20 protein-coding genes are annotated in these 21,851 nt (G+C 61.6%); 7 read left to right on the top strand and 13 right to left on the bottom strand.

The window, feature by feature from the left end; genetic code table 11:
• The first annotated feature begins 15 nt into the window (after nucleotides 1–15).
• The 3 genes from WE862_RS11880 to WE862_RS11890 all read left to right on the top strand — a co-directional run bounded on the left by WE862_RS11880 (nucleotide 16) and on the right by WE862_RS11890 (nucleotide 3,159).
• Nucleotides 16–558, top strand: a complete 543-nt coding sequence (locus WE862_RS11880; RefSeq protein WP_042033358.1) for a hypothetical protein — start codon at nucleotides 16–18, stop codon at nucleotides 556–558.
• 273 nt (nucleotides 559–831) lie between these two features.
• Nucleotides 832–1,734: a homocysteine S-methyltransferase family protein gene (locus WE862_RS11885; protein ID WP_042033360.1), complete on the top strand. Its 903-nt coding sequence runs from the start codon at nucleotides 832–834 to the stop codon at nucleotides 1,732–1,734.
• Between the two features lie 9 nt (nucleotides 1,735–1,743).
• Complete coding sequence (locus WE862_RS11890; RefSeq protein WP_042033362.1) at nucleotides 1,744–3,159, top strand: basic amino acid/polyamine antiporter; 1,416 nt, start codon at nucleotides 1,744–1,746, stop codon at nucleotides 3,157–3,159.
• Nucleotides 3,160–3,270: 111 nt separating this feature from the next.
• Here the strand turns inward: WE862_RS11890 and WE862_RS11895 are convergent, their stop codons facing one another.
• On the bottom strand, nucleotides 3,271–4,110 hold the full coding sequence (locus tag WE862_RS11895) for a sterol desaturase family protein (protein ID WP_042033364.1): 840 nt from the start codon (nucleotides 4,108–4,110) through the stop codon (nucleotides 3,271–3,273).
• Between the two features lie 181 nt (nucleotides 4,111–4,291).
• Between WE862_RS11895 and WE862_RS11900 the strand changes: the two genes are divergently transcribed.
• Nucleotides 4,292–5,083, top strand: a complete 792-nt coding sequence (locus WE862_RS11900; RefSeq protein ID WP_042033366.1) for a substrate-binding periplasmic protein — start codon at nucleotides 4,292–4,294, stop codon at nucleotides 5,081–5,083.
• A 130-nt stretch (nucleotides 5,084–5,213) separates the two neighbouring features.
• On the opposite strand, the gene WE862_RS11905 is transcribed toward WE862_RS11900, so the two are convergent.
• From WE862_RS11905 to WE862_RS11915, 3 genes are all read right to left on the bottom strand, one after another.
• Nucleotides 5,214–5,957, bottom strand: a complete 744-nt coding sequence (locus tag WE862_RS11905) for an amino acid ABC transporter ATP-binding protein (protein ID WP_042033368.1) — start codon at nucleotides 5,955–5,957, stop codon at nucleotides 5,214–5,216.
• Nucleotides 5,941–6,900: an amino acid ABC transporter permease gene (locus tag WE862_RS11910; RefSeq protein ID WP_033114390.1), complete on the bottom strand. Its 960-nt coding sequence runs from the start codon at nucleotides 6,898–6,900 to the stop codon at nucleotides 5,941–5,943. The genes WE862_RS11905 and WE862_RS11910 overlap by 17 nt, the downstream gene beginning before the upstream one ends.
• A 96-nt stretch (nucleotides 6,901–6,996) precedes the next feature.
• Entirely contained in the window at nucleotides 6,997–7,803 is an 807-nt protein-coding gene (locus WE862_RS11915; RefSeq protein ID WP_042033371.1) for a transporter substrate-binding domain-containing protein, read from the bottom strand.
• Between the two features lie 499 nt (nucleotides 7,804–8,302).
• Between WE862_RS11915 and WE862_RS11920 the strand changes: the two genes are divergently transcribed.
• Entirely contained in the window at nucleotides 8,303–9,439 is a 1,137-nt protein-coding gene (locus WE862_RS11920) for a GGDEF domain-containing protein (RefSeq protein WP_042033373.1), read from the top strand.
• Nucleotides 9,440–9,457: 18 nt separating this feature from the next.
• Here the strand turns inward: WE862_RS11920 and WE862_RS11925 are convergent, their stop codons facing one another.
• The 8 genes from WE862_RS11925 to WE862_RS11960 all read right to left on the bottom strand — a co-directional run bounded on the left by WE862_RS11925 (nucleotide 9,458) and on the right by WE862_RS11960 (nucleotide 18,088).
• Nucleotides 9,458–10,792, bottom strand: coding sequence for an MFS transporter (locus WE862_RS11925; protein ID WP_042033374.1), 1,335 nt, complete (start codon nucleotides 10,790–10,792; stop codon nucleotides 9,458–9,460).
• A 27-nt stretch (nucleotides 10,793–10,819) separates the two neighbouring features.
• Nucleotides 10,820–12,340, bottom strand: a complete 1,521-nt coding sequence (gene uhpB / locus WE862_RS11930) for a signal transduction histidine-protein kinase/phosphatase UhpB (RefSeq protein WP_042033376.1) — start codon at nucleotides 12,338–12,340, stop codon at nucleotides 10,820–10,822.
• Nucleotides 12,337–12,927 (bottom strand): transcriptional regulator UhpA, encoded by a 591-nt coding sequence (gene uhpA, locus WE862_RS11935; RefSeq protein ID WP_033114395.1) that lies wholly within the window; start codon nucleotides 12,925–12,927, stop codon nucleotides 12,337–12,339. Before uhpA ends, uhpB begins: the two co-directional genes overlap by 4 nt.
• A gap of 181 nt (nucleotides 12,928–13,108) precedes the next feature.
• Nucleotides 13,109–13,504, bottom strand: coding sequence for a nucleoside diphosphate kinase regulator (gene rnk, locus WE862_RS11940; RefSeq protein WP_041209885.1), 396 nt, complete (start codon nucleotides 13,502–13,504; stop codon nucleotides 13,109–13,111).
• A gap of 226 nt (nucleotides 13,505–13,730) precedes the next feature.
• Nucleotides 13,731–14,501 carry a substrate-binding periplasmic protein gene (locus WE862_RS11945; RefSeq protein WP_042033377.1) on the bottom strand — a complete coding sequence of 257 codons (771 nt, stop codon included), beginning with the start codon at nucleotides 14,499–14,501 and terminating at the stop codon, nucleotides 13,731–13,733.
• 37 nt (nucleotides 14,502–14,538) lie between these two features.
• On the bottom strand, nucleotides 14,539–15,222 hold the full coding sequence (locus tag WE862_RS11950; RefSeq protein WP_042033378.1) for a hypothetical protein: 684 nt from the start codon (nucleotides 15,220–15,222) through the stop codon (nucleotides 14,539–14,541).
• A gap of 50 nt (nucleotides 15,223–15,272) precedes the next feature.
• Nucleotides 15,273–16,679 (bottom strand): alkaline phosphatase, encoded by a 1,407-nt coding sequence (locus WE862_RS11955; protein ID WP_082035531.1) that lies wholly within the window; start codon nucleotides 16,677–16,679, stop codon nucleotides 15,273–15,275.
• 11 nt (nucleotides 16,680–16,690) lie between these two features.
• The gene (locus WE862_RS11960; protein ID WP_042033380.1) at nucleotides 16,691–18,088 is read right to left on the bottom strand and encodes an alkaline phosphatase; all 1,398 of its coding nucleotides are present in this window, start codon (nucleotides 18,086–18,088) and stop codon (nucleotides 16,691–16,693) included.
• Nucleotides 18,089–18,420: 332 nt separating this feature from the next.
• Between WE862_RS11960 and ylqF the strand changes: the two genes are divergently transcribed.
• Nucleotides 18,421–19,371, top strand: coding sequence for a ribosome biogenesis GTPase YlqF (gene ylqF, locus WE862_RS11965; protein ID WP_033114400.1), 951 nt, complete (start codon nucleotides 18,421–18,423; stop codon nucleotides 19,369–19,371).
• Nucleotides 19,372–19,665: 294 nt separating this feature from the next.
• Nucleotides 19,666–20,814 (top strand): MFS transporter, encoded by a 1,149-nt coding sequence (locus WE862_RS11970; RefSeq protein ID WP_042033382.1) that lies wholly within the window; start codon nucleotides 19,666–19,668, stop codon nucleotides 20,812–20,814.
• Between the two features lie 133 nt (nucleotides 20,815–20,947).
• Here WE862_RS11970 and WE862_RS11975 read toward each other — a convergent pair whose 3' ends face one another.
• Nucleotides 20,948–21,844: a histone deacetylase family protein gene (locus WE862_RS11975; RefSeq protein WP_042033384.1), complete on the bottom strand. Its 897-nt coding sequence runs from the start codon at nucleotides 21,842–21,844 to the stop codon at nucleotides 20,948–20,950.
• Between the last annotated feature and the right edge of the window lie 7 nt (nucleotides 21,845–21,851).

The following is a 21,851-nucleotide window of genomic DNA, read 5'->3' on the forward strand; positions in this document are numbered from 1 at the left end:
GAGCTTTCAGGAGTCATGAAAATGCAGTCTCATTCCCGTGCGATCGCCTGTGTGGCGCTCGCTCTGGCACTCGGCGCCTGCAGCCAGAGTGCACCGCGCAAGGCAACCGTAACTGCCAAACCGGTGGCGCCAAAGCCCGCCGTGGTTGTGCCGCAGCCGGATCCCGATGCGGTGGTGCAGAGCGCTGTGGCTGAGCCCAGCCCGGTGTTTGACGAGGAGTATCACGGGCCGGAGCAGGGATCGCTGGAGTCGGTGACCGCCCTGTTTGCCCGTGGCTACATCGAGTCGGCCATGCGTGAAACCATGCTGGCGGCGGTGAAGAATGACTATCCGCTGCTTGGTATGCGAGATGTGCGGCTGACCGATCCGGTCTACAAATTCCTCACCTCTGCCCATGCCACCACCACGGCGCACGACTACCTCTATGCCGGTGTGCAGCGTCGTCTGGGCCGCCCGCTCAGCCCTGCCCAGTGGGAGCAGATCTGGCGCCGCTTGCCACAGGATGGTCGGGTATCCGACTGGGTGAAACAGATCAAGCGGGTACTGGCCGGACATTAAGCGGCCAGCTCACCATATCGCCACAAAAGGCCACCTTCGGGTGGCCTTTTGCATTTCTGCGTGTGTCTCGCCGTGTGCATGCTGATTTCTGCTGCGACGGATTGCCGTCAGTGGCACTTTGTTTTATCTTGTTTTGGCCATCTAAACATCTATATGTTTTTATGGCCATACCGTCGGGTACTTCACCCGGATGAAGCCGGACGATCTGCTGCGATTCTGCGTGAAACCGCAGATCAGCAAGACACATACGCAAATAACAAAGAGACACGACAGATGGAAACCAGGGAATTGTGGGTGCTGGATGGGGGCATGGGGCGCGAGCTGGCACGGCGGGGGGCCCCGTTTCGTCAGCCGGAGTGGTCGGCGCTGGCCTTGATGGAGGCGCCAGAGACGGTGCGCGAGGTGCATCAGGCCTACGTGGCGAGCGGTGCCCGGGTCATCACCACCAACAGCTATGCGCTGGTGCCGTTTCATATCGGCGATGAGCGTTTCTTTGCCGATGGGGAGGGGCTGGCAGCGCTGGCTGGGCAACTGGCCCGCGAGGTGGCTGACGAGCAGAAGGGCAGCGTGCAGGTGGCGGGTTCTCTACCACCGCTCTTTGGCTCTTACCGTGCCGATCTGTTCAAGGCGGACAAGGTGAGCGAGCTGGCTATCCCGCTTATCCGGGCGCTATCCCCTCATGTGGATATCTGGCTGGCCGAGACCATGAGCCTGATTGCCGAACCACTGGCCCTTAAAGCGCTGTTGCCGGAAGATGGCAAGCCGTTCTGGGTCTCCTTCACCCTGGAAGATGAGACGCCGGGCTACGAGCCGCGGCTGCGTTCCGGCGAGCGGGTGGCCGATGCGGTGACTGCGCTGGTGGCGACCGGAGTGGACGCCATCCTGTTCAACTGCTGTCAGCCCGAGGTGATTGAGGGAGCCTTCGAGGTTGCCCGCACCCGATTGCAGGCGCTGGGTCGCATCGACATTCGCCTCGGTGCCTATGCCAACGCCTTCCCGCCGCAACCCAAGGAGGCCACCGCCAACGATGGGCTGGACGAGATCCGCACCGATCTGGGGCCGCTGGATTACCTTGGCTGGGCCGAACGCTGGCGTGCGGCCGGGGCGAATCTTATCGGTGGTTGCTGCGGTATCGGCCCCGAGCATATTCAGGCGCTGAGCAGCCGGTTGCGCTAAGGAGTCCCCATGAAAGAGAACAAGATTGGGCTCTGGTCTCTCACCGCGCTGGTGTTCAGCTCCATGGTGGGGGCGGGGATCTTCAGCCTGCCGCAGAATATGGCCGAGGTGGCAGGCGCCCGCGCCGTGCTGATCGGTTGGGGCGTGACCGGGGTGGGCATAGTGGCGCTCGCCATGAGCTTCCTTTACCTGTCGCGGTTAAGGCCGGATCTCGACGGTGGCATCTACAGCTACGCCCGCGCCGGTTTCGGCGATCTGGTGGGCTTCTTCTCCGCCTGGGGTTATTGGCTCTGCGCCACCATCGGTGTGGTGGGTTATCTGGTCATCGCCTTTGCGGCGCTGGGCAGTTTTATCGATACCCCCGAGCAGATCTGGTTTGGTGACGGCAATACCCTGGCGGCGTTTGTCGGCGAGTCCTGCATCCTCTGGTCTGTACACCTGCTGGTGGCCCGTGGCGTGCAGCAGGCGGCGCTGTTCAATCTGGTGGCGACTCTGGCCAAGAGCCTGCCGCTGCTGCTGTTTATCCTGTTCGCCTGCTACTGGTTCGACCCGGTCACCTTCGCGGCGGATCAGCAGGGCAGCACTCTGGCGGTGCCGGTCTCCGAGCAGGTGCGCAACACCATGTTGATTACCCTCTGGGTCTTTACCGGCATCGAGGGGGCGGCGGTGTTGTCGGCCCGCGCCAGAAACCGGCGGGATGTGGGCACGGCCACTGTGCTCGGCGTGGTACTGGCGCTGCTGCTCTATGTGCTCATCTCGGTGCTGGCGCTGGGAATATTGAGCCGGCCTGAGCTGGCGGCCCTGCCCAACCCCTCCATGGCTGGGTTGATGGCCCAGATGACCGGCTCCTGGGGCAAGTTGCTCATCAGCGTCGGTCTTATCGTCTCGGTGCTCGCCTCCTATGTGAGCTGGACGCTGTTCTCGGCCGAGGTGCCGTTCAGCGCGGCCCGCCACGGCGCGTTTCCTGCTATCTTCCGGCGCCAGAACCGCAACGGGACGCCTATCGCATCGCTATGGCTCACCAGCCTGACGGTGCAGACATGTCTGCTGCTGGTGTGGCTGCTCGGCAAGGGCTACACCAGCCTGCTGCTTATCTCCACCTCGATGATTTTGGTGCCCTACCTGCTGATCGGCCTGTTTCTGCTCAAGCTTTCGTTCAGCAAGGAGGGGGAGAGCGGGCTGGGCCGAGGCCTGATGCAGGCGGTGGCTCTGGTGGCGAGCGGTTACGGTTTCTGGCTGCTTTATGCTGCCGGGGTGGAGTATCTGCTGTTGTCGCTGTTGCTCTATGGGCCGGGCCTGCTGCTGTTTCTCTACAGCCGCCGCCAGCTGGGCACAGATCTTCGCTTGAGCGGTCGCGAGCGGCTGTTGGCCGGAGTGACCTTGCTGAGCCTGATCCCCGCCGTCTGGTCGTTCGCCCATCTCTGACATCGAGGTGGTGACTGACCATAAAAGAGAGCGCCACCATGGCGCTCTCTTGTTATCAGGGATGGGTTATCAGGGACTTGCTATCCGGGAGTTGTGACCCGGGGAGAAGGCTCAGCGGCTGGCAGGCCCGGCCGGTTTGCCAAACAGCACGGCGAGTTTTTGTCGCCACGGCAGGCCACGGGCGTCGCGCAGCATGTCGCGCCACTCGTGGAAGGTGAGGGTGAGGGGGTTGAAGCTGTGGATCGGCTTGGTGATGCCAAAACGACACGGCTCGGTCGGGTCTTCCTCGACAAAGGTGCCGAACAGCCGATCCCAGATAATCAGCACGCCGGCAAAGTTGCGATCTATGTATTTGGCGTTGCTGGCGTGGTGCACCCTGTGGTGGGAGGGGGTGTTGAAGATCCACTCCAGCCAGCCGAGCTTGCCCACTACCTGGGTGTGGACGAAAAACTGAAAACCCAGGCTGAGCAGCACGGTGGCCACTACCGCCTCGGGCGGGAAGCCGATGACAATCATCGGGATCCAGAACAGCCACATGCCGGAGATGGGATACATCAGGCTCTGGCGAAAGGCGGTAGAGAGATTGAGCCGCTCCGAGCTGTGATGTACCACGTGGGAAGCCCACAGCCAGCGCACATGGTGGCTGGTGAAGTGGAACAGCCAGTAACAGAGATCCTGCAGCAGGAAGAGCAGCAATACGCTCCAGAAGTTCAGCTCGATATCGAACAGTCGCCAGCCCCAGAGGGTGTCATAGAGATAAGCGATGGCGATGGCTGCCAATGCATCGCCCCCCTGATGCATCAGGGCCAGCGCGGCGTTGGCCAGCAGGTCTTTCCACTGGTAGGTGGCGGTTGGAAAAGCTGCGCCATGCTTGCGCAGATAGGCCATCTCCCAGCCGATAAAGGCCAGAAAAATCGGGGATAGGTAGAGCAGGATCAGTTGCACATCCATGAGCAGGTATCCATTCAGAGCAATTGCTCTCCAGCATAAAGGATGAAAGCAATATTTCATTAACATTTTCGAGCCTCTTGCCCGATGGCTCTGGCGAGTTTGCAGTGAGGCCGCAATTCAATCCGATGGATGGTGACCGCTGACTATGCTTGATGCAGATTGAGCGTCAGAGGATTGGTTAATGCGTATCTGTGTTTATCTGTTGCTGGGATTCTGCCTGCTGGCACAGGCCAAAACCCGGGTGGAGATAGTGGCGGATGCCAGCTATCCCCCCTACTCCTGGCAGGAGGGCAAAGAGGTGCGGGGGATCTATGCCGATATCATCCGCGAGGTGACTTCCGTCATGCCCGACTATGAGGTGGTGCTCAAACCGATGCCATGGCGCCGCGGTCTGAGCATGGTGGAGCAGGGCAGCGCATTTGCCATTTTCCCTCCCTACTATCTGCCCGATACTCGCCCCTATATCTGGCCCTACTCCCAGCCGCTACTCGACGAAGAGTTGGTGGTTGTGTGCGGCGCCAGTGTGGCTGCCAATACCCCACAGGCAAGGTTTCCACTCGACTATCAAGGTTTGCGCTTTGGCATGAATGCCGGTTTTGCGGTCGGCGGCGATGCCTTCTGGCAGGCGGTGAAGGAGAAGAAAATCGATGTGGAGGAGGTGAAGAGCAACCGGGAGAACCTGCTCAAGATTGTGCGGGGGCGGGTGGATTGCACCATCAACGATCGCCTCTCTCTGCTCTATGAACTGCTCGCCATGATCAAGGGGGAGCAGCTGGCGGTGACCGATATCTCGCTACTCAAACAGGGGCCGGTGCTCAGTCGAGAGCAGGGTTTTCTCGGTTATAGTCGCAAGGGGGATTTTCCCTACAAGGAGAGCTTTATCGAGCAGTTTGACAAGGGGCTCTATCAGCTCAAAAAGCGCGACGGGATCAAGCCCATCGTCGAGCGCTATCTGGGAAAGTCCCCGCGCTGAGCCGGTAACCGCGGGAGCGGCTTCAGCAGTGAGTAGTGTTGTGTCATCCGATCCGCAAAGAAAAAGTGAGAGGAACCATGGTTCCTCTCACTTTTTTGACTGACCATTTTAACTGGCTGTGGGTCTGCGTTTACAGCACCTGGCTCAGGAACTGGCGCAGGCGCGGGGAGGGGGGATTGTCGAAAAACTCAGTCGGTTTCTCGTCTACCAGCAGCTCGCCGCTCTCCATAAAGAGCACCCGATCCGCCACTTCCCGGGCAAAGCCCATCTCGTGGGTCACCACCACCATGGTCATCCCTTCGCGGGCGAGACCCTTCATGACGTCCAGCACTTCCCCCACCATCTCGGGATCGAGCGCGCTGGTGGGCTCGTCAAAGAGCATGATGCGCGGCTGCATGGCGAGCGCCCGGGCGATGGCCACCCGCTGCTGCTGACCACCGGAGAGCTGGGAGGGGTAGCTGCCCGCCTTGGCCGAGAGCCCCACTTTCAGCAACAGGACCTTGGCTCGATCTTCGGCCTCCTTGCGCGACAGTCCCCGCACTTTTTGCGGGGCGAGGCAGATATTCTCCAGTACCGTCAGGTGGGGAAAGAGGTTGAAGGACTGGAACACCATGCCCACCTCTTCCCGCAGCTTGTTGACATCGCCCGGCTGGGTCAGGCAGATGCCGTCCACCACGATATCGCCATCGTTGATGGTCTCCAGCTGGTTGAGGGTGCGCAGAAAGGTGGACTTGCCGGAGCCGCTGGGGCCGACGATCACGACCACTTCCCCTTCGGCGACCTCGGTGCTGACGTTTTTCAGGGCATGAACTTCGCTGCCGTAGAACTTTTCTACACCGGTCGCCTTGATGATGGGATCAGTTGCTTTTCGCATATTTCACCTCGAGACGGCGCACCAGAAAGGAGAGAGTACCGGTCAGCACCAGATAGAGCAGCGCCACGGTGAACCACACCTCGAATGGGCTGAAAGTGGAGCTGACCACCTCGCGCCCCGCCTTGGTCAGGTCGGTGATGGAGATGACCGACACCAGCGAGGAGTCCTTGATCAGGTTGATGAACTGACCCGCCAGTGGCGGCAGCACCCGCTTGAACGCCTGCGGCAGGATGACGTAGCGCATGGTCTGGGCCGAGGTGAGGCCCAGACTGCGGCCTGCCTCCATCTGTCCCTTGTGGATGGAGCTGATGCCGGCGCGGACGATCTCCGCCACATAGGCGCCGGTAAAGACGGCCAGTGCCGCGACCCCGGCAGTGAAGCGATCGAGGTTCAGTACGGTGCCGATAAAGAAGTAGACGATAAAGATCTGCACCAGCAGCGGAGTGCCGCGAATGAGCTCCACATAGGTGACGGCCAGATTGCGCAGGGCCGGGTTGGGGGAGAGTCGGGCCAGTCCGGCCAGGGTGCCGAGCAAAATGGCGAAGATGCCCGCCACCAGCGAGAGCTTGATGGTCATCCAGACGCCCCAGGCGATGGGGCCGGCAGTCCAGCTCAGCTGGATATCGAGGGCATCGCCACGAAAGACGGTATCCCCTTCGCTGACCTGCACACCGCTGGTCGCGATGGGCTGGCGCTGGTTGGGGTCGAGATCGTTTTGCAGGAACAGTTTGCCTTTCTCTGCGGCAGTGGTGCCGGCCACCACGGTGCCGTCAAACTCGGCGTAATTCTTCTGTTCGGCCTGATAGGCGATGTACTGGGGAATACGTTCCCAGCGCCAGGTGTAGTCAACGGATTGCACCGCCTTGTAGATGCCGAACACGGCCACCAGCAGCATCAGCAAAAAGACGCCGTGCCAGAGCAGCGGGTTGGGCTGTTTTTCCATCTGTCTTGTCGGTTTGGGTGTGTGCACAGTCACAACCTCTTCTCGTTATTGTGTGGGGTGTTGCGAGAGGGGGCGGCAAGGCGCCCCCTTTTGAGGTTATTTGAGCTGACTCAGCCAGGCGTTGGATTCGAACCACTTCTTGTAGAGGCGGTCGTAGCTGCCGTCGCCCTTGATCTGGCGCAGGTAGTTGTTGAACCAGTTGAGGGTGTCCTGATCCCCTTTGCGGATGGCCCAGGCCAGCGGCTCGAAGGTGAACGGCTTGTCGAGGTGTACCACGGCGCCCTTGTTCTGGGAGGCGAAGATGGCGTTGTAGGGCAGGTCGTAGACGAAGGCATCGACCTTGCCGTTGATCACTTCCAGCTTGGCGTCATCCTGGGTTTCAAACTGCAGCAGGGTGGCTTTCGGGATGAGGCGCTTGACTGCCTGCTCGCCGGTGGTGCCGAGCTTGACCGCAATCTTATATTTCGGGTCGTTGAGGTCGGTGAAGGATTTGATCTCGGCTGCCTTGTCCTTGCGCACCACTATGGTTTGGCCGACCACGATGTAGGGATCGGCAAAGTTGACCCGCAGGTTGCGCTGCGGAGTGACGGTCATGCCGCCCATGATGACGTCGAACTTGTTGGTCAGGAGCGCGGGAATGATGCCGTCCCACGCGGTGTTGACGAACTCGACCTTCACGCCCATCTCCTTGGCGACCATCTTGGCGAGATCGACGTCAAAGCCGATGTACTGGCCCTGTTTGTTGGTCATCTCGAAAGGTTGATAGCCGGCGTCGAAGCCAACCCGCAGCACACCGCGCTCCAGCACGGCATCCAGGGTTGAGGTGGGGGTAGTGGCGGTGGCGGGGGCGGCGGTCGCCAGCCCGCAGAAGAGCAGGGTAGAAAGAATCAGTTTTTTGATCATGGGTGACGTCTCTGTCGATGTTGTGTTCGGCCTTGAACCTGATCCCGTGCGACTCCGTGGCACAAGAGACTGCTGCATCCGGCAACAGGCAAGACAGGATGAATGTCTTGGGTCGGGGGAAAGCCCCATATGGGATGCTATGAATCGAAATTGAGCAAAAAATGTACCAAAAACCAATTGTGTCAGAATACTCAATAGGTTAGAGGCGCTTTTTGCTCACCGCTTCACTCATAAAATCACACGAAAACAACATATCTATCTAACGTGGCCGGTTCAAGCCCAAATTGTGTTCAATACCTTTTGTTACATATGATGGGGTTCGCTTGTGACTTGTTTTGTACTCTGACTTTTTCTGTACCTGCGGTGGTGCGATCCCGACAGGGAAAGCAGGCCACAGAGAGAGTAAACAATATGTTTTTATTGTGAAAACAGTCAGTCCCCTCTGGGTCTTGGCAAACGCTTCTCATATACTCAGTTACCTTCTGAAACTGGTTCTTGTATGGCGCTCTCACTGCTGCTGAAACTGGACGTTTTTACCCTGATGCTGATGGCGTTGGGTGGCTACAGTCTTGGCTTTATCACCCTCTCCATCATCTGGTCTACCCACAGGGAGATCCCCGGTATCGGTTACTGGTGGTGGTCTGCACTCTGTGCGCTGGTGGCCCAGACGCTCTTCTCGTTGCAGGCATTTTTCCCCAGCCCATCCGGTATCTGGCTGGCCAACACCCTGATCACGCTCTGCATCGCGCTGATGCCGCTGGCGCTGCAGCGCTTTTTCGGCCAGCCTCCGAACTGGCGTGTCGGTGTGCTCTTCATGCTGGTCTATCTGGTGATCCTGAGCTGGTGCATCGTGAAGGGGGGGATGGAGTCCCGGGTGATGCTGGCCTGCCTGAGCTACATGGTGCTGGGGGCGGTGATCGTCTATCTGGTCTGGCGTCACGGCTATCCCGACTATTTGCCGGCGGTGATGGTCTTTACCGTGGTCAATATCCTGCTCTACGGCTTCAACCTGATGCGGCTCTGGTTCCTGTGGCAGGACAACGTACAGATGCTGATGGATAAGAGCGGGGTCAATGTGTTGCCCTTCCTCTCCATGCTGATGGGGAGCTATCTCTCCACCTTCGGGGTGTTGCTGCTCTGTACTCAATACCGGGCGCTGGCGCTGCGCCAGCAGGCGAGCCACGATCCTCTCACCGGCCTGCTCAACCGGCGCGGCTTTATGGAGCAGCTGAAGCAGCAAAAGTTGGGTGACGGCGGCGCGCTGGCCGTACTCGACATCGATGATTTCAAGCAGATCAATGACCAGTATGGCCACGAGGTGGGTGATCGGGTACTGGCCGAGCTCGGCGCCTATCTGGGTAGCCAGCCCGATCTGATGTGCAGCCGTTTCGGTGGCGAGGAGTTTGTGCTGCTCTTCTCGCAGCCCGGTGTGCTGGCGCTGCAGCGCTGCGAAGGATTACTGGCGGCGGTCGCGAACCGCAACATGGGCGGCCTCTCCATCACGGTCAGCATGGGGCTCTCCCACTGGCACGGGGAGTGGCATTTTGATCCTCTGTTCACTCAGGCCGACCATGCGCTCTATTGCGCCAAGCGGCAGGGCAAGAACCGGGTCTGTCAGGCTGGTCGGGAGGCGTAACTCCCGCCCAGTCCGGTATCACATAGTGTCGGCAGGTTGGGGGCGCGGTGCCTGCGCCTTGAGGAAGGGGAGCAGCAGCAGGGCCGAGACGCCCGCCGCCACCGAGATCACCACGAAGAAGCCGTTCCAGTGCCAGATCTCCATCACCTTGGCCAGCGGATAGCCTGACAGCGCCGCCCCCATATAGGCAAACAGGCCGACAAAGCCGGTGGCCGCTCCCGCCGAGTTTTTGTGGGAGCACTCCGCTGCCGCCATGCCGATCAGCATCTGGGGGCCGAACACGAAAAAGCCGATGGTGAAGAAGCAGGCCGCCTGCATCACATAGCTAAAGAAGGGCATCAGCCAGAGCGATCCCACCGCCAGCAGGATCCCTACCGCAAAGATGAGGTTCATCGGGCCACGGTTGCCGTTGAACAGCTTGTCCGATCCCCAGCCCGCCACCAGGGCGCCGATAAAGCCCCCCACCTCGAACATGGAGATGGCCGAGTTGGCGCTCATCAGATTGAAGCCGCGCTGCTCGGTCATGTAGAGGTTGCCCCAGTCATTGATGGCGGTGCGCACCACATAGACCAGCACGTAACAGCAGGCCAGCAGCCAGATATAGGGGTTGCCGAGCACATATTTGCGCAGGATCTGGCGATGGGAGAGCCCGGCATCCTGAGTCTGTTGGGCCAGCTCCATCGCATCCTTGCGCCACTCGCCCACGGTTGGCAGTCCCATGGCGGCCGGGGTATCCCGCAGCCGCCAGCAGAGCAGCAGACCGGCCGCAATGGCGATAAGGCCGGGCACTATCATGCCGTAGCGCCAGCCATGTTGCAGGGCCAGGGTGCTGACGATAAGGGGGATGAGCGCCCCGCCGGCGTTGTGGGCTGTGTTCCAGGCCGACCACCAGACCCCCCGCTCACTGCGCGAATACCAGCTGGTGAGCAACTTGGAGCAGGGTGGCCAACCCCAGCCCTGAAAGAAGGCGTTGGCCACCCAGAGGGCGGCAAACATCCAGAGTGCGGACGAGAGGCCAAACAGGATATTGATGACGCCGGTGGCCATCAGCCCGATCCCCATGAAGTAGCGCGGATTGGCGCGGTCGCTGATGATGCCGGAGAAGAACTTGGAGCAGCCGTAGGTGATGTAGAACAGGGTCCAGAGCATGCCGATGTCTGACTTGTCCAGCATGCCGCTCGCCAGCATGTCCGGCATGGCGAAGTTGAAACTCTTGCGGGTGAAGTAGAAGACCGCATAGCCCAGATACATGGTGAGCAGCAGATGCAGCCGCCAGTGGCGATAGGTGGCGTCGATCTCGGCCTGCTCGCGGATCGGCGGTTGCGCCGGTGCGCTTCTCATAAAACTCAGCATGGGGCTCCTCCCTGATGAAGGGCGAGGTTACTCATGGCTCTCCTCCCGCTTGCGGCAGGGGAGGTTGACCGTCAACTGGGTGCCGTGGACGCAGGAGAGCTGCAAGGTGCCTCCCAGCGCCTGCACCCGCTCGCGAATACCGAGCAGACCATAGCCCTGCGCCGCGCGGCTTTGCGGCAGGCCGCGACCATCATCCTCCAGCACCAGTTGCAGCTGTTCTTCAGCGTGCCGCGCCCGGATTGTCACCGAGTGGGCGTTGGCATGTTTGACCACGTTGTTGAGCCCCTCCTGACAGACCCGAAACAGGGTGACCCGCTGGGCATCGGAGAGATCGCTGTCCGCCAATTGCCACTCGAGCCGGGTGACGATGCCGTGGCGCTCCAGCTCCAGCTCTCTGAGCAGTGCCCGCACCGCCTGCTCCAGGGTCATGTCGTCGAGCTGGCGCGGGCGCAGGCGACCGAGCAGACCGCGCACCGCGTCGTAGATGCCAAGGGAGAGGGTATCGATCAGGGCGCTGCTCTGGCCCACCCCCGCATTGTCGGGGGCGAGGCGGCGAACAATACCGGCTTGGGTACGAATGGCGGTGATGGTCTGGCCGATGTCGTCGTGCAGCTCGCGCGCCACCTCTTTGCGGATGCTCTCCTCGGTCTCCAGCAGCCGCTCGGTGAGTTGGCGATTGTGGGCAAGCTGGCGGGTCAGCGCCTGATTGAGCTCGCGCTGGCGCTGGATCCCGGCGCCCAGCAGCAGGCCGGTGAGACTCTGGGCCAGCAGGGAGAGCAGCAGATCGAGGGGGTGGTCGTGCCAGGCCTGACTCGCCAGCAGGGCGATGGTGTTCATCAGGGTGGCGAGTAGCGCCCCCTGCCAGCCATAGCGCCACGCCATGGCGATGATGGGGATGGCCAGACAAAACGGCGTGAAGCGCACCAGCGAGTTGGGCAGCCCCAGCTGCAGCCAGAGGCTCAGCACGAATAACAGCAGATACCAGACCAGATGGCGAAAGCGCCAGTCTACCGGCTGATCCACCAGTGCAGGGCCGAGCGGCACCCAGGTGGCGCGGGTTAGGTAGTGCCAGATCAGCATGCAGGTGGAGGTGAGGGTGAGCCCGCCGGTGAGGGTGAGCAGCAGGGCCGAGAGGCCATCTTCTCCCGCCAGATGCCAGAGCAGGGATTGCAGCAGGGCTGCCACCGAGACGGTGGCGAGCAGCAACAGTAGTTGCTGCCAGTCGTTGCGCACTGGCTGGCGGCGGGCAATCAGCAGCGGCAGCAGGGTGAGCAGACTGCCGATCAGCAACCACTGCCAGTGGGGCAGCCCGACCTCCAGATTGATCCAGTAGAGCAGCCCCCCTTCGCAGAGCAGTAGCGGCAGCCAGTAGCGGCCGGGACTTTGCAGCAGCAGGCCGAGGCGCAGGCCGAAGGGGAACAGCAGTACCGCCAGTGCCGGGCCACCCGCCAGATGCAGGCTGATGCTCCACAGGCAAAACCAGCCGGCGGCAAAGATGAAGCAGGCCGCCAGCGTGATGGCGACATAGCTGGCAAGACGGTGGATCACCAGCTATCCAGCATGCGGTGGGCCAGCTCGACGTTGTTGCTGACCTTGAGCTTGTCCATCAGGTTGGCGCGGTGGACATGCACCGTCTTGGGGGAGAGGCCAAGCTGCTCGGCGATGCTCTTCACCTCCAGCCCCTGCGCCAGTAGCTGGGCAATCTCCCGCTCCCGATTGGTGAGGGGATCCCGGCTGCTGCTGGCGAGCTTCTGGGCGATGTCGGGGGTGAGGTAGCAGCCGCCGAGCGCGGCGGTGCGCACCGCGGCGATCAGCTCGTCCGGGCTGCAGCGCTTGGAGAGAAATCCCTTGGCACCGGTCTGCAACGCCTGCTCGATGAGGGCGGGGCTGTCGTGTACCGAGAGCATTACCACCGCCAGACCGGAGGGGAGCTGCTTGAGCAGATCCAGCCCCGACTGGTCGGGCATCGAGATGTCGCAGACGCAGACCCGGGCGCCACTGCCGGGCAGGCCGGCCAGCGCCTCGCTGGCGGAGCCAAATTCGGCGACCACCTGCAGGTCGGGCTCCAGATTGAGCAGTTGGGCAAAACCGGAACGGACGATCTGGTGATCGTCGATAAGGGCAATGTTTATCATGATGTCAGCCTGAAATTCGGTGCGTCATGACCATGACGCGGCCAACAAGATACCTGCCCCCCGAGTCAGGCTCAAGGGGCGGGGGGGAATAGGGGGAAAATCGACCCGATAAGCAGGGGAAGCTTGATCGGGATCAGGCTGTGCGGGCTGGCCTTCCGGGTTGGCCTGCCCGCAACCGTGATCAGCGGTGCAGCTCGCCGGCACGCTCCGGCTGATAGACCACTTCAAGGATCTCCACCTCGATGGTGCGACCGGCCGGGCCCGGCCAGGCGATGCTGTCCCCCACTTTCAGACCGAGCAGGGCACTGCCCACCGGTGCCAGTACCGAGATGTTGGTCTCGTCACCCTTGGCATCGCGCGGGTAGACCAAGGTGAGGCAGAACTCGTTGCCGCTGCTCTGCATCTTGAAGCGTACCTTGCTGTTCATGGTGACGACATCGGGCGGCATATCGGCCGGCTCGCGGATTTCGGCGCGATCCAGCTCCTCTTGCAGGGCAAGGTGCTGGGGATGGTTGCCGAGCAGTTGTTCAATCCGATCCAGATCAAGGCTGGAGATAACGAGATGCGGTTGTTTCATAAGATAATCCTTATCAATAGCTTACAGGGCCAGGCCCACTCACGCAGGCTGGCCATCACAAGGGTGTCGAGAGATCGAGAAAGTGCCATGCCCCCAAGCGACTCGCGGCCGAAGGAGCGAGGCGGGGGCTCAGCAGGGTGTGAGCTTGTGAGAGGAAATAGTGAATCTTTTCATGGGGCTACCATAACCATTCTGAACGGCTTTGGCAATTATCCTGACAAGGTTGTCAGGGTGCCTGGTAATCGTACTGCTTGATGATGCGGGCCAGGCTGCCGTCATCGCGCATGGCGGCGATGGTGTCGCGCCAGCGTGTTGCCTCTTTGGCTGGAAAATGGAGACTGGCCGCCAGGTAGAGCGCAGCCTGTTTCAGCGTTTCACCGCGAACCAGATCCGCCAGCGGCAAGCCTGCCTGCAACTGGTTGTAGCGGGCGCAGTTCCAGGCCACCGCCCAGCCCTGAATGCGGCCCCGCGCCAGCTTGCTGGCGTTGTTGACCTCTTCGGCCACCTCTTCCTGTTTGATCCGTTTGAACGGGAGCAGCAGGCTCTGGCCATAGGAGCTGCGCATCACGCCGATGGTGAGGCCGGGCAGATCGCCGGTTGTCAGCGGTTGGGGATGGTGCTGGCGATGAGTCACCAGCACGAAGGCCTCGTCCAGCAAGGGGGCGATCCAGAGAAACAGTGGCTCGCGCTGGGGGCTTCTCACCGGCGGCACCAGCAGCACATCCTGCCGGTGCTGGGTCTGGCTGAGGGCGCGAGCCAGCGGCATCAGCTCGATGGTCAGCGGCTCCTTGAGGCGACGGGCCGCCTCCTCCAGCACCTCTATGGCCATGCCGCTCGGGGCGCCCTGGTGAGAGCGGATCACGTAAGGGGGAATTTCAGCCGCGACCACCACCATGGCCCGGGCGTGAAAGGCTGGCAGGAGCGAGGTGCAGAGCAGCAGGAGCAAGGGGAGACGCATGGCAGACCAGATCCGGGATGAGTACACAGAGTGTAACATCCCGCAGAGACAAGTCAGCCCGCTATGGAGCCTCATATCAATCGAAAAAGTCCCGCAGATCGAGCGTCTGATACCCCTCCAGCTGCTGCCAGGGCAAATTCTTGGGCAGCGTTTTTAGGGCAACCTCCATCCGGTAGCTGCGATAGCCATCGAGGCTCGCCGACTCCACCACCAGCGGCAGCTGCCAGCGACTCGACCAGAGGATGCGGGTACGCTGGTTGCCCTCGCGTCTTTCATACCAGCGCGCCTGTTCGGGGGCGCTTTCATCGAGGGGGGTCATCTCCTGCAACAGGGCCGGGTTGATGAGGTGGCGGATCCGCGGCCAGTCGGGTTTGAAAGCCACCTGACCGTACTCCTCCTCCGGTACCTCCACCAGCTGGTTGTGCCAGCTGTCGGCGTAGCGCAGTTGCAGCATCCCCTGCTGGTCGCGGGTTACCCAGCGCGCCGCCATCTGGTGGGTAAAGTGCTTGTGGCCCGGGGTGGCATCGTGAGCGGCGTGGTAAGCGCGGGCAAGGGGCAGCGGGATGAGCCGCTGGCTCCACACCTGATCGCCAACCCGCAGCCACTTCTCCTGCCACTGGCTCTCCTTGCTGATGCCGTCGCTGCTGGTCACCCTGTCCTGATAGTGGATGCGGGCGGCCAGATCGGGTGCTTCATCGGCAAGGAGGGGAAAAGAGAGGCTGCTGGCGAGCAGCCACAGCGGAAGTAAATATCGCATCATGAGTGATCGCTCGAACGAGCAGGGCCCGGCGCGATGCCAGGCCCTGTCGTCTACAGGCCGAGCGCCTCCTTCAGCTTGCCGAACACCCGGGTGTTGTCCAGCGTCCCCTTGAAGCGGCTGCTGCCGGCGCCGTCAGCAAAAAGCATTACATCGCCGCCGCCGTGGGTTTCGGAGCCGAGCTTGACCCCGGTCTCTTGCAGGTAGTCGTCCGCCATCACCTGATCGCTGGTGAGGGTGGGGCGCACGTCGGGACGGTTGGGGCCGTTGCCGAACACCAGGGTGGTGAACGGCTTGCCATCCACGTCGTTCTGGGTCGAGCCGTCGCCATTTTTCACCAGATCCAGCACCTTGTTGCCCTTGGCGGAGTAACCGTTGATGGTCATGGTGTGGTCATGGTCGGCGGTGACCACGATCAGGGTATCTTTCAAATCCACTTTGCCGAGGGCCGTCTTGACCGCGTCGTCCAGCGCCACCGCGTCGGTGAGCGAGCGCTTGGCATTGGTGCCGTGCAGGGCGTGATCGATACGGCCCCCTTCCACCATCAGAAAGTAACCCTGACTGTTCTGGCTCAGCAGATCGATCGCCTTGGCGGTCATCTCGGAGAGCGACGGCTGGGTATTGGCCGCCCCCTTGGCGACGCGGTCCAGCTCGTAGTCGAGGTGGGATTTGGCGCTGAACAGGCCGATGAGCTTGCCGCTATCGACCTTGGCAAGGTCAGTGCGAGTGGTGACGTAGCGATAGCCCTGCGCGGTCAGCTCGGCGGTAAGATCCCGCCCGTCGGCGCGGCCCCCCTTGTTGCTGGTGCTGTTGTAGGGCGTCCAGTGGTTGGCGCCGCCCCCCATCAGCACGTCGACCCCGCTCCCCAGAGCCTGGTTGAAGCCGGCGCCGCCCGGTACCGCCTGTGCGGCGATGGCGTAGGCGGCATCCCGATGGCAGATGTGGGAGTAGGTGGCAGCCGGGGTGGCATGGGTCAGCTCGGTGGTGGTGACGGCCCCCACCGACTTGCCCGCTGCCTTGGCCAGCTCGAGAATGGTGGGCACCGGCTTGCCGTTGTCGCTGGCGCAGTTGTTGATGCCCTTGTTGCCGTTGGCGTCCTTGCCGGGGGCGACGGCCTTGGTGTCGCTGCTCATGGCGATCACCTCGTTGTTCATCTTGACCCCGGTTGTATACGCCGCCATGGAGGGGGCCGAGTCGGTGGTCTGGGCATCGTTGGAGAAGGTCTTGATGCGGGCGCTGCGGGCCAGCTTCATCATCTCCAGATTGCCCTCTTCCCCCACCTTGTAGAGACGGGTAGCGGTGAGCACGGTGGGGCCCATGCCGTCGCCGATAAAGAGGATGACGTTTTTGGCATCGGCGGCCTGTGCCTGGGTCGCGCCACAGAGGGCGGCCAGCAGGGCCGTGCTGACCAAGGTTTTATGCAGATTCAGCTTCATGGATTGGTTGATGGCTCTTTTCATGGGAATGCTCCTTACAGCCCGGCCGCAGCCTTGACCTTGCCGAACACGGCGGTGTTGTCGAGTGAGCCGTGGAAGCTATCCGCTCCCCGGCCGATGGCGCCGAGGAAGACGTCGGTGCCGCCGTGGGTCTCGTTGCCGATTTCACCCACCTTGACCACTACCTCCTGGTGATAGTCGTTGGCGGAGACGGTGGCGTCATCCAGCGGTGCCACGCTGCTGCGCGGCCCGTCCACCCGGTTGTAGCCGTTGCCAAAGCCGATGATGGTGTAGGGCATGCCGTCGGCATCTTTGCTCGGCTCGCCGGTTTCGTAGTTCTTCACCAGCCCGAGCACGCCGGGGTTGTCGTCGGTGGTCTTGCCGGTACGCTTGGCGTAGCCGTTGAGCACCAGGGTATGGTCATGGTCGGCGGTGACCACGATCAGGGTGTTTTTCAACTCGGGATCGGTTTTCGTCACCTCGTCGAGGGTCGCCTTGATGGCGTTGTCGAAGGCGAGGGTGTCCTGCAGGGCACGCTTGGCGTTGGTGTCGTGCAGGGCGTGGTCGATGCGACCCCCTTCCACCATCAGGAAGTAACCCTGCTTCTTCTCTTTGAGCTGCTTGATGGCGGCTAGGGTCATCTGGGCCAGGGAGGGCTCGCTGGCGGGGCGATCCAGGTCATATTTCATGTGGCTTGCACCAAACAGCCCCAGCAGCGGCTTGCCCGCCTCGGCCTTGTTCAGCTCGTCCAGATTGCCGGCAAACTGGTAGCCTTTGGCCTTCATCTCGGAGATGAGGTTGCGACCATCCTCGCGTTTGCCTTTGTCGGCCTTGGGCAGGAAGAAGCTGCTGCCGCCGCCGAGCACCACGTCCACCCCCTCTTTGAGGGCGCTGTTGTAACCGGCGCCACCGGGCACCAGCTGGGCGGCGATGTCGGCTTCCAGATCCCGGTTGCAGAGGTGGGCATAAGTGGCCGCGGGGGTGGCGTGAGTCACCCGGGTGGTGGTGACCACGCCGGTACCGCGGCCGGCGGCCTTGGCCAGCTCCAGCAAGGTGGTGGCCGGCTTGCCGGCGCTCTTGCTGCAGTTGCTCTCCTGAGTGGCGTCGCTGTCCATGCTGATGACGCCGTTGTTGCTCTTGACCCCGGTCATGTAGGCGGACATGGAGGGGGCCGAGTCGGTTACCTGAGAGTCGTGGGAGAAGGTCTTGATGAAGGCCGTCTCCGGCAGGGTATCGATGGTGAGACTGCCCTCTTCACCGACACCGTAGATGCGGGCGGCGGTCAGGGTGTTGAGCCCCATGCCGTCGCCGAGGAAGAAGATCACGTTCCGGGCGCCAGAGCCGGGTTTGTTCTCCTGCGAGTTGTTCTCTGAGTTGCAGCCGGCGACCAGTGCGGCCCCCATCATCACTGCAACACCTGCCATTTTTTTCATCGAGGTTCGCTCCTTGTAAAACCTGAGCGCAGCCTAGAGGTCGCAGATGACACTTTTAGTGAGAGTGAATGACAATCCGGTGAAAGTGATATCTGAATGTGATGTTGTATCAATCACTTATCTATCAATAATCGGACTCTGCAGCGCAGCCTGCCAAGGCTGACAAACGGGAGGAAATCTGGCCGGTTTAGGACCCGCGGGCTAGAATGGCCTGTCAAATCGGGGCGGGTGCAGGTAAAATGCGCCCCCTTGCGACGCCCAGCGTCCACCACCGCTCGCCGCTCGCTTCATTGCAAGCCCGCGCCCGCAGTCCCTAGATGAGAGTAACGGATATGTCCATCAACTGGTTCCCCGGTCACATGCACAAGGCCCGCAAAGAGATTGCCGAGGTCATGCCCCAGGTCGATGTCATCATCGAAATGCTCGACGCCCGCATCCCCTTCTCCAGCGAAAACCCGCTGGTGCCCGAGCTGCGTGGCGATACTCCGGTGATCAAGGTGCTCAACAAGGCGGATCTTGCCGACCCCGAGATCACCGAGCTGTGGGTGGCCCACATGGAAAAGGAGAAGGGGATCAAGGCGTTGCCCCTGACCCAGCAGGAGCCCGAGAAGATCAAGCAACTGCTGACCCTCTGCCACGAGATGCTGCCGGAGCGCAATCTGGAGCTGCGCGGCGTGCGCGCCATGATCATGGGTATTCCCAACGTGGGCAAATCTACCCTGATCAACACCCTGGCCGGTCGCATCATCGCCCGCACCGGCAACGAGGCGGGAGTGACCAAGTCCCAGCAGCGGATCAAGCTCGACAACCACGTCATCCTGACCGATACCCCGGGCTTTTTGTGGCCCAAGCTCAACCCGCCCTCCTGCGGTTATCGGCTGGCCATCACGGCGGCTATCAAGGATACCGTCTATGACTATGCGGACATCGCCATGTTCGCCGCCGATTACTTCCTCAAGGCGTATCCGGAGCGGATCAAGGCGCGCTATCAGATTGAAGAGCTGCCCGAGACCGAGATCGAGCTGCTGGATCTGATCGCTCGCCAGCGCGGCTTCATGCGCAAGGGGGGGCTGGCGGATCTGCACAAGGCGTCCGAGATCCTGGTCAACGAATTCCGCTCTGGGATGCTGGGCCGCATCTCGCTGGAGACCCCGGAGATGGTGAGCGTCGAAATTGTGGAGGCCGATGCCGAGGCCGAGCAGAAGGCCAAAGAGAAGGCGGAGCGGGAAGAGGAGCGCCAGGCGCGGGCCCGTCGCAAGTACGCCAAAAAGCGTCAGCGTTAACCAGCATTGAGCTCGGTATAAAAGAAGAGGCGGCCCACGGGGCCGCCTTTTCTGTTTATGGCCGCAAAAGCGAGCCAAGGTGGCCGAAGGGGGGGATTTTCAACTGGCCATATCCCGGTTTTATAGCCAAATCTCTCGTTAATCAAAAGGATACAGCTGGCGTTAAATGGGGGCATATCTCGCAGTAATCACTGCGTGCAACAAAACCTTGCAACTTGGCTACAGCGCCGATTGACAATGGATTTGGCAGTGGCATGATGCGCTCGCATTTTGACTCTCCTCACGGTTCTACCCATGACCATATATTCCCGGCCAGTGCTGTTACTGCTCTGTGGCCTGTTGCTGCTGACCCTCTCCATCGCGGTGCTCAATACTCTGGTGCCGCTCTGGCTGGCCCATGACAATCTGCCGACCTGGCAGGTAGGCATGGTCGGCTCCTCCTATTTCAGCGGCAACCTGCTGGGAACCCTGCTGGCGGGCACCCTGATCAAGCGCTTTGGCTTCAACCGCAGCTACTACCTCTCCTCCGTTATCTTTGCCACAGGTTGTGTCGGGCTCGGCATTACCCTCGGTTTCTGGAGCTGGCTCGCCTGGCGCTTCATTGCCGGCATCGGCTGCGCCATGATCTGGGTGGTGGTGGAGAGCGCACTGATGTGCAGCGGCAACGCGCAAAATCGGGGGCGACTGCTGGCCGCCTACATGATGGTCTACTACCTGGGAACCGTGCTTGGGCAGCTGCTGGTCAGCAAGCTGCCGACCGGCCTGATGGACGTGTTGCCCTGGGCGACCGGACTGATATTGGCGGCGATTCTGCCGCTGTTGTTCACCCGCATCGTCAGTGAGCACAGCGAAGCACAGGGAACGACCCGGGTCTGGCCGATGCTGCGGCTGCGTCAGGCGCGGCTCGGGGTCGATGGCTGCATCATCTCCGGCATCGTGCTGGGATCGCTCTATGGTCTGATGCCGCTCTACCTCAATCATCAGGGGGTGAGCGATGGGGAGATCGGCTACTGGATGGCGGTGATGGTGAGTGCCGGTATCTTGGGGCAGTGGCCGGTCGGCCGTCTGGCGGATCGCTTCGGGCGTCTGCCGGTACTGCGGGTGCAGGTGCTGGTGGTGATCCTGGGTTGCGCAGCCATGCTCGGTGGCGTGGCGATGGGGCCGGCCCTGTTTATCCTGGGCGCTGCCGGTTTTACTCTTTATCCGGTGGCCATGGCTTGGGCCTGCGAAAAGGTCGAACACCATCAGCTGGTGGCGATGAATCAGGCACTGCTGCTGAGCTATACCATCGGCAGCCTGCTCGGCCCAGCCTATACTGCGCTCCTGATGCAGCACCTTTCGGACAACTTGCTCTTCATCATGATTGCCAGCGTGTCGCTTATCTATCTGCTGATGCTGCTGCGCCCCATGGGGAAACACCCTACGCCGGTGGCCCACGCCTGAACGAGAGCAGCAGGGCGCCATCCTCGCGTCCCGATAAGGGAGAAAGACTGCGAAATGAGGTGAGATATAACGCAGAGGCGGCCCTTGAGCCGCCTTGTTGTTGTCTGCAACAGCGGTTATCAGAGATTAACGGCTAGCCGTAACGCTTTTTTGCCTCTTCAAACAGGGGCATATGCAGCGGGATCAACTGCTGCCAGTCGCGCCGGTAGCCACCACCCGGCACGGCTGCAATGGGCAAGCCGTGCTGCCGGGCGCAGTCAAATACCATGGCATCGCGCTGGCGCACTCCCTCATCGCTCAAGGCGAGATAGCCAAGCTCGTCGTCCCGGTGCACGTCCACGCCAGCCTGATAGAGGATGAGGTCGGGAGCGTAGAGGCGCAGCGCCAGATTGAGCGCCTCTGCCAGCGTGGTGAGGTAGGCATCGTCCTGCATGCCGCTTGGCAGAGGGAAATCCATGTGGGAGGCGGGCTTGTGGCGGGGGAAGTTGTGCTCCCCGTGCAGGGAGAGGGTGATAATATCGCGCCGCCCTTGGCACAGGGCTGCGCTGCCATCCCCTTGATGGACATCGAGGTCGATGATCAGTACCTGCTCGCAGCGCCCTTCGTCCAGACAGGTCTGGGCGGCGATCACCAGATCGTTGAAGAGACAAAAGCCGCTGCCAACATTCCGGTGGGCGTGATGATAACCGCCGGAGATCTGCAGGCCGCAACCCTGCTCCAGGGCGTGGCGGCTGGCGGCAATGGTGGCCCCCACCGAGCGCAGGGTGCGTTCAATCAGCAAGGGAGACCAGGGAAAACCAAGCTGGCGGATGGCGCTCGCATCGAGGGTGCCGGCGAGGGCCGCCTCAACATAAGCCGCATCATGCACGCTCTCTATCTGTGTGCGGCTGGCGGGCGCGGCCTCAGCCAGTGGATAGCCGAGGCTGCCCAGGTGCTCAAACAGCGCCTGATACTTGGCCAGCGGGAAGCGATGGCGCTCCGGCAGGGCCAGGGCAGAGTAGAGGGGGTGATAGAAGATGCGCAGTGACATGACGGCA

It is taken from the genome of Aeromonas jandaei, from assembly GCF_037890695.1.
GTDB classification, from domain to species: Bacteria; Pseudomonadota; Gammaproteobacteria; order Enterobacterales; family Aeromonadaceae; genus Aeromonas; species Aeromonas jandaei.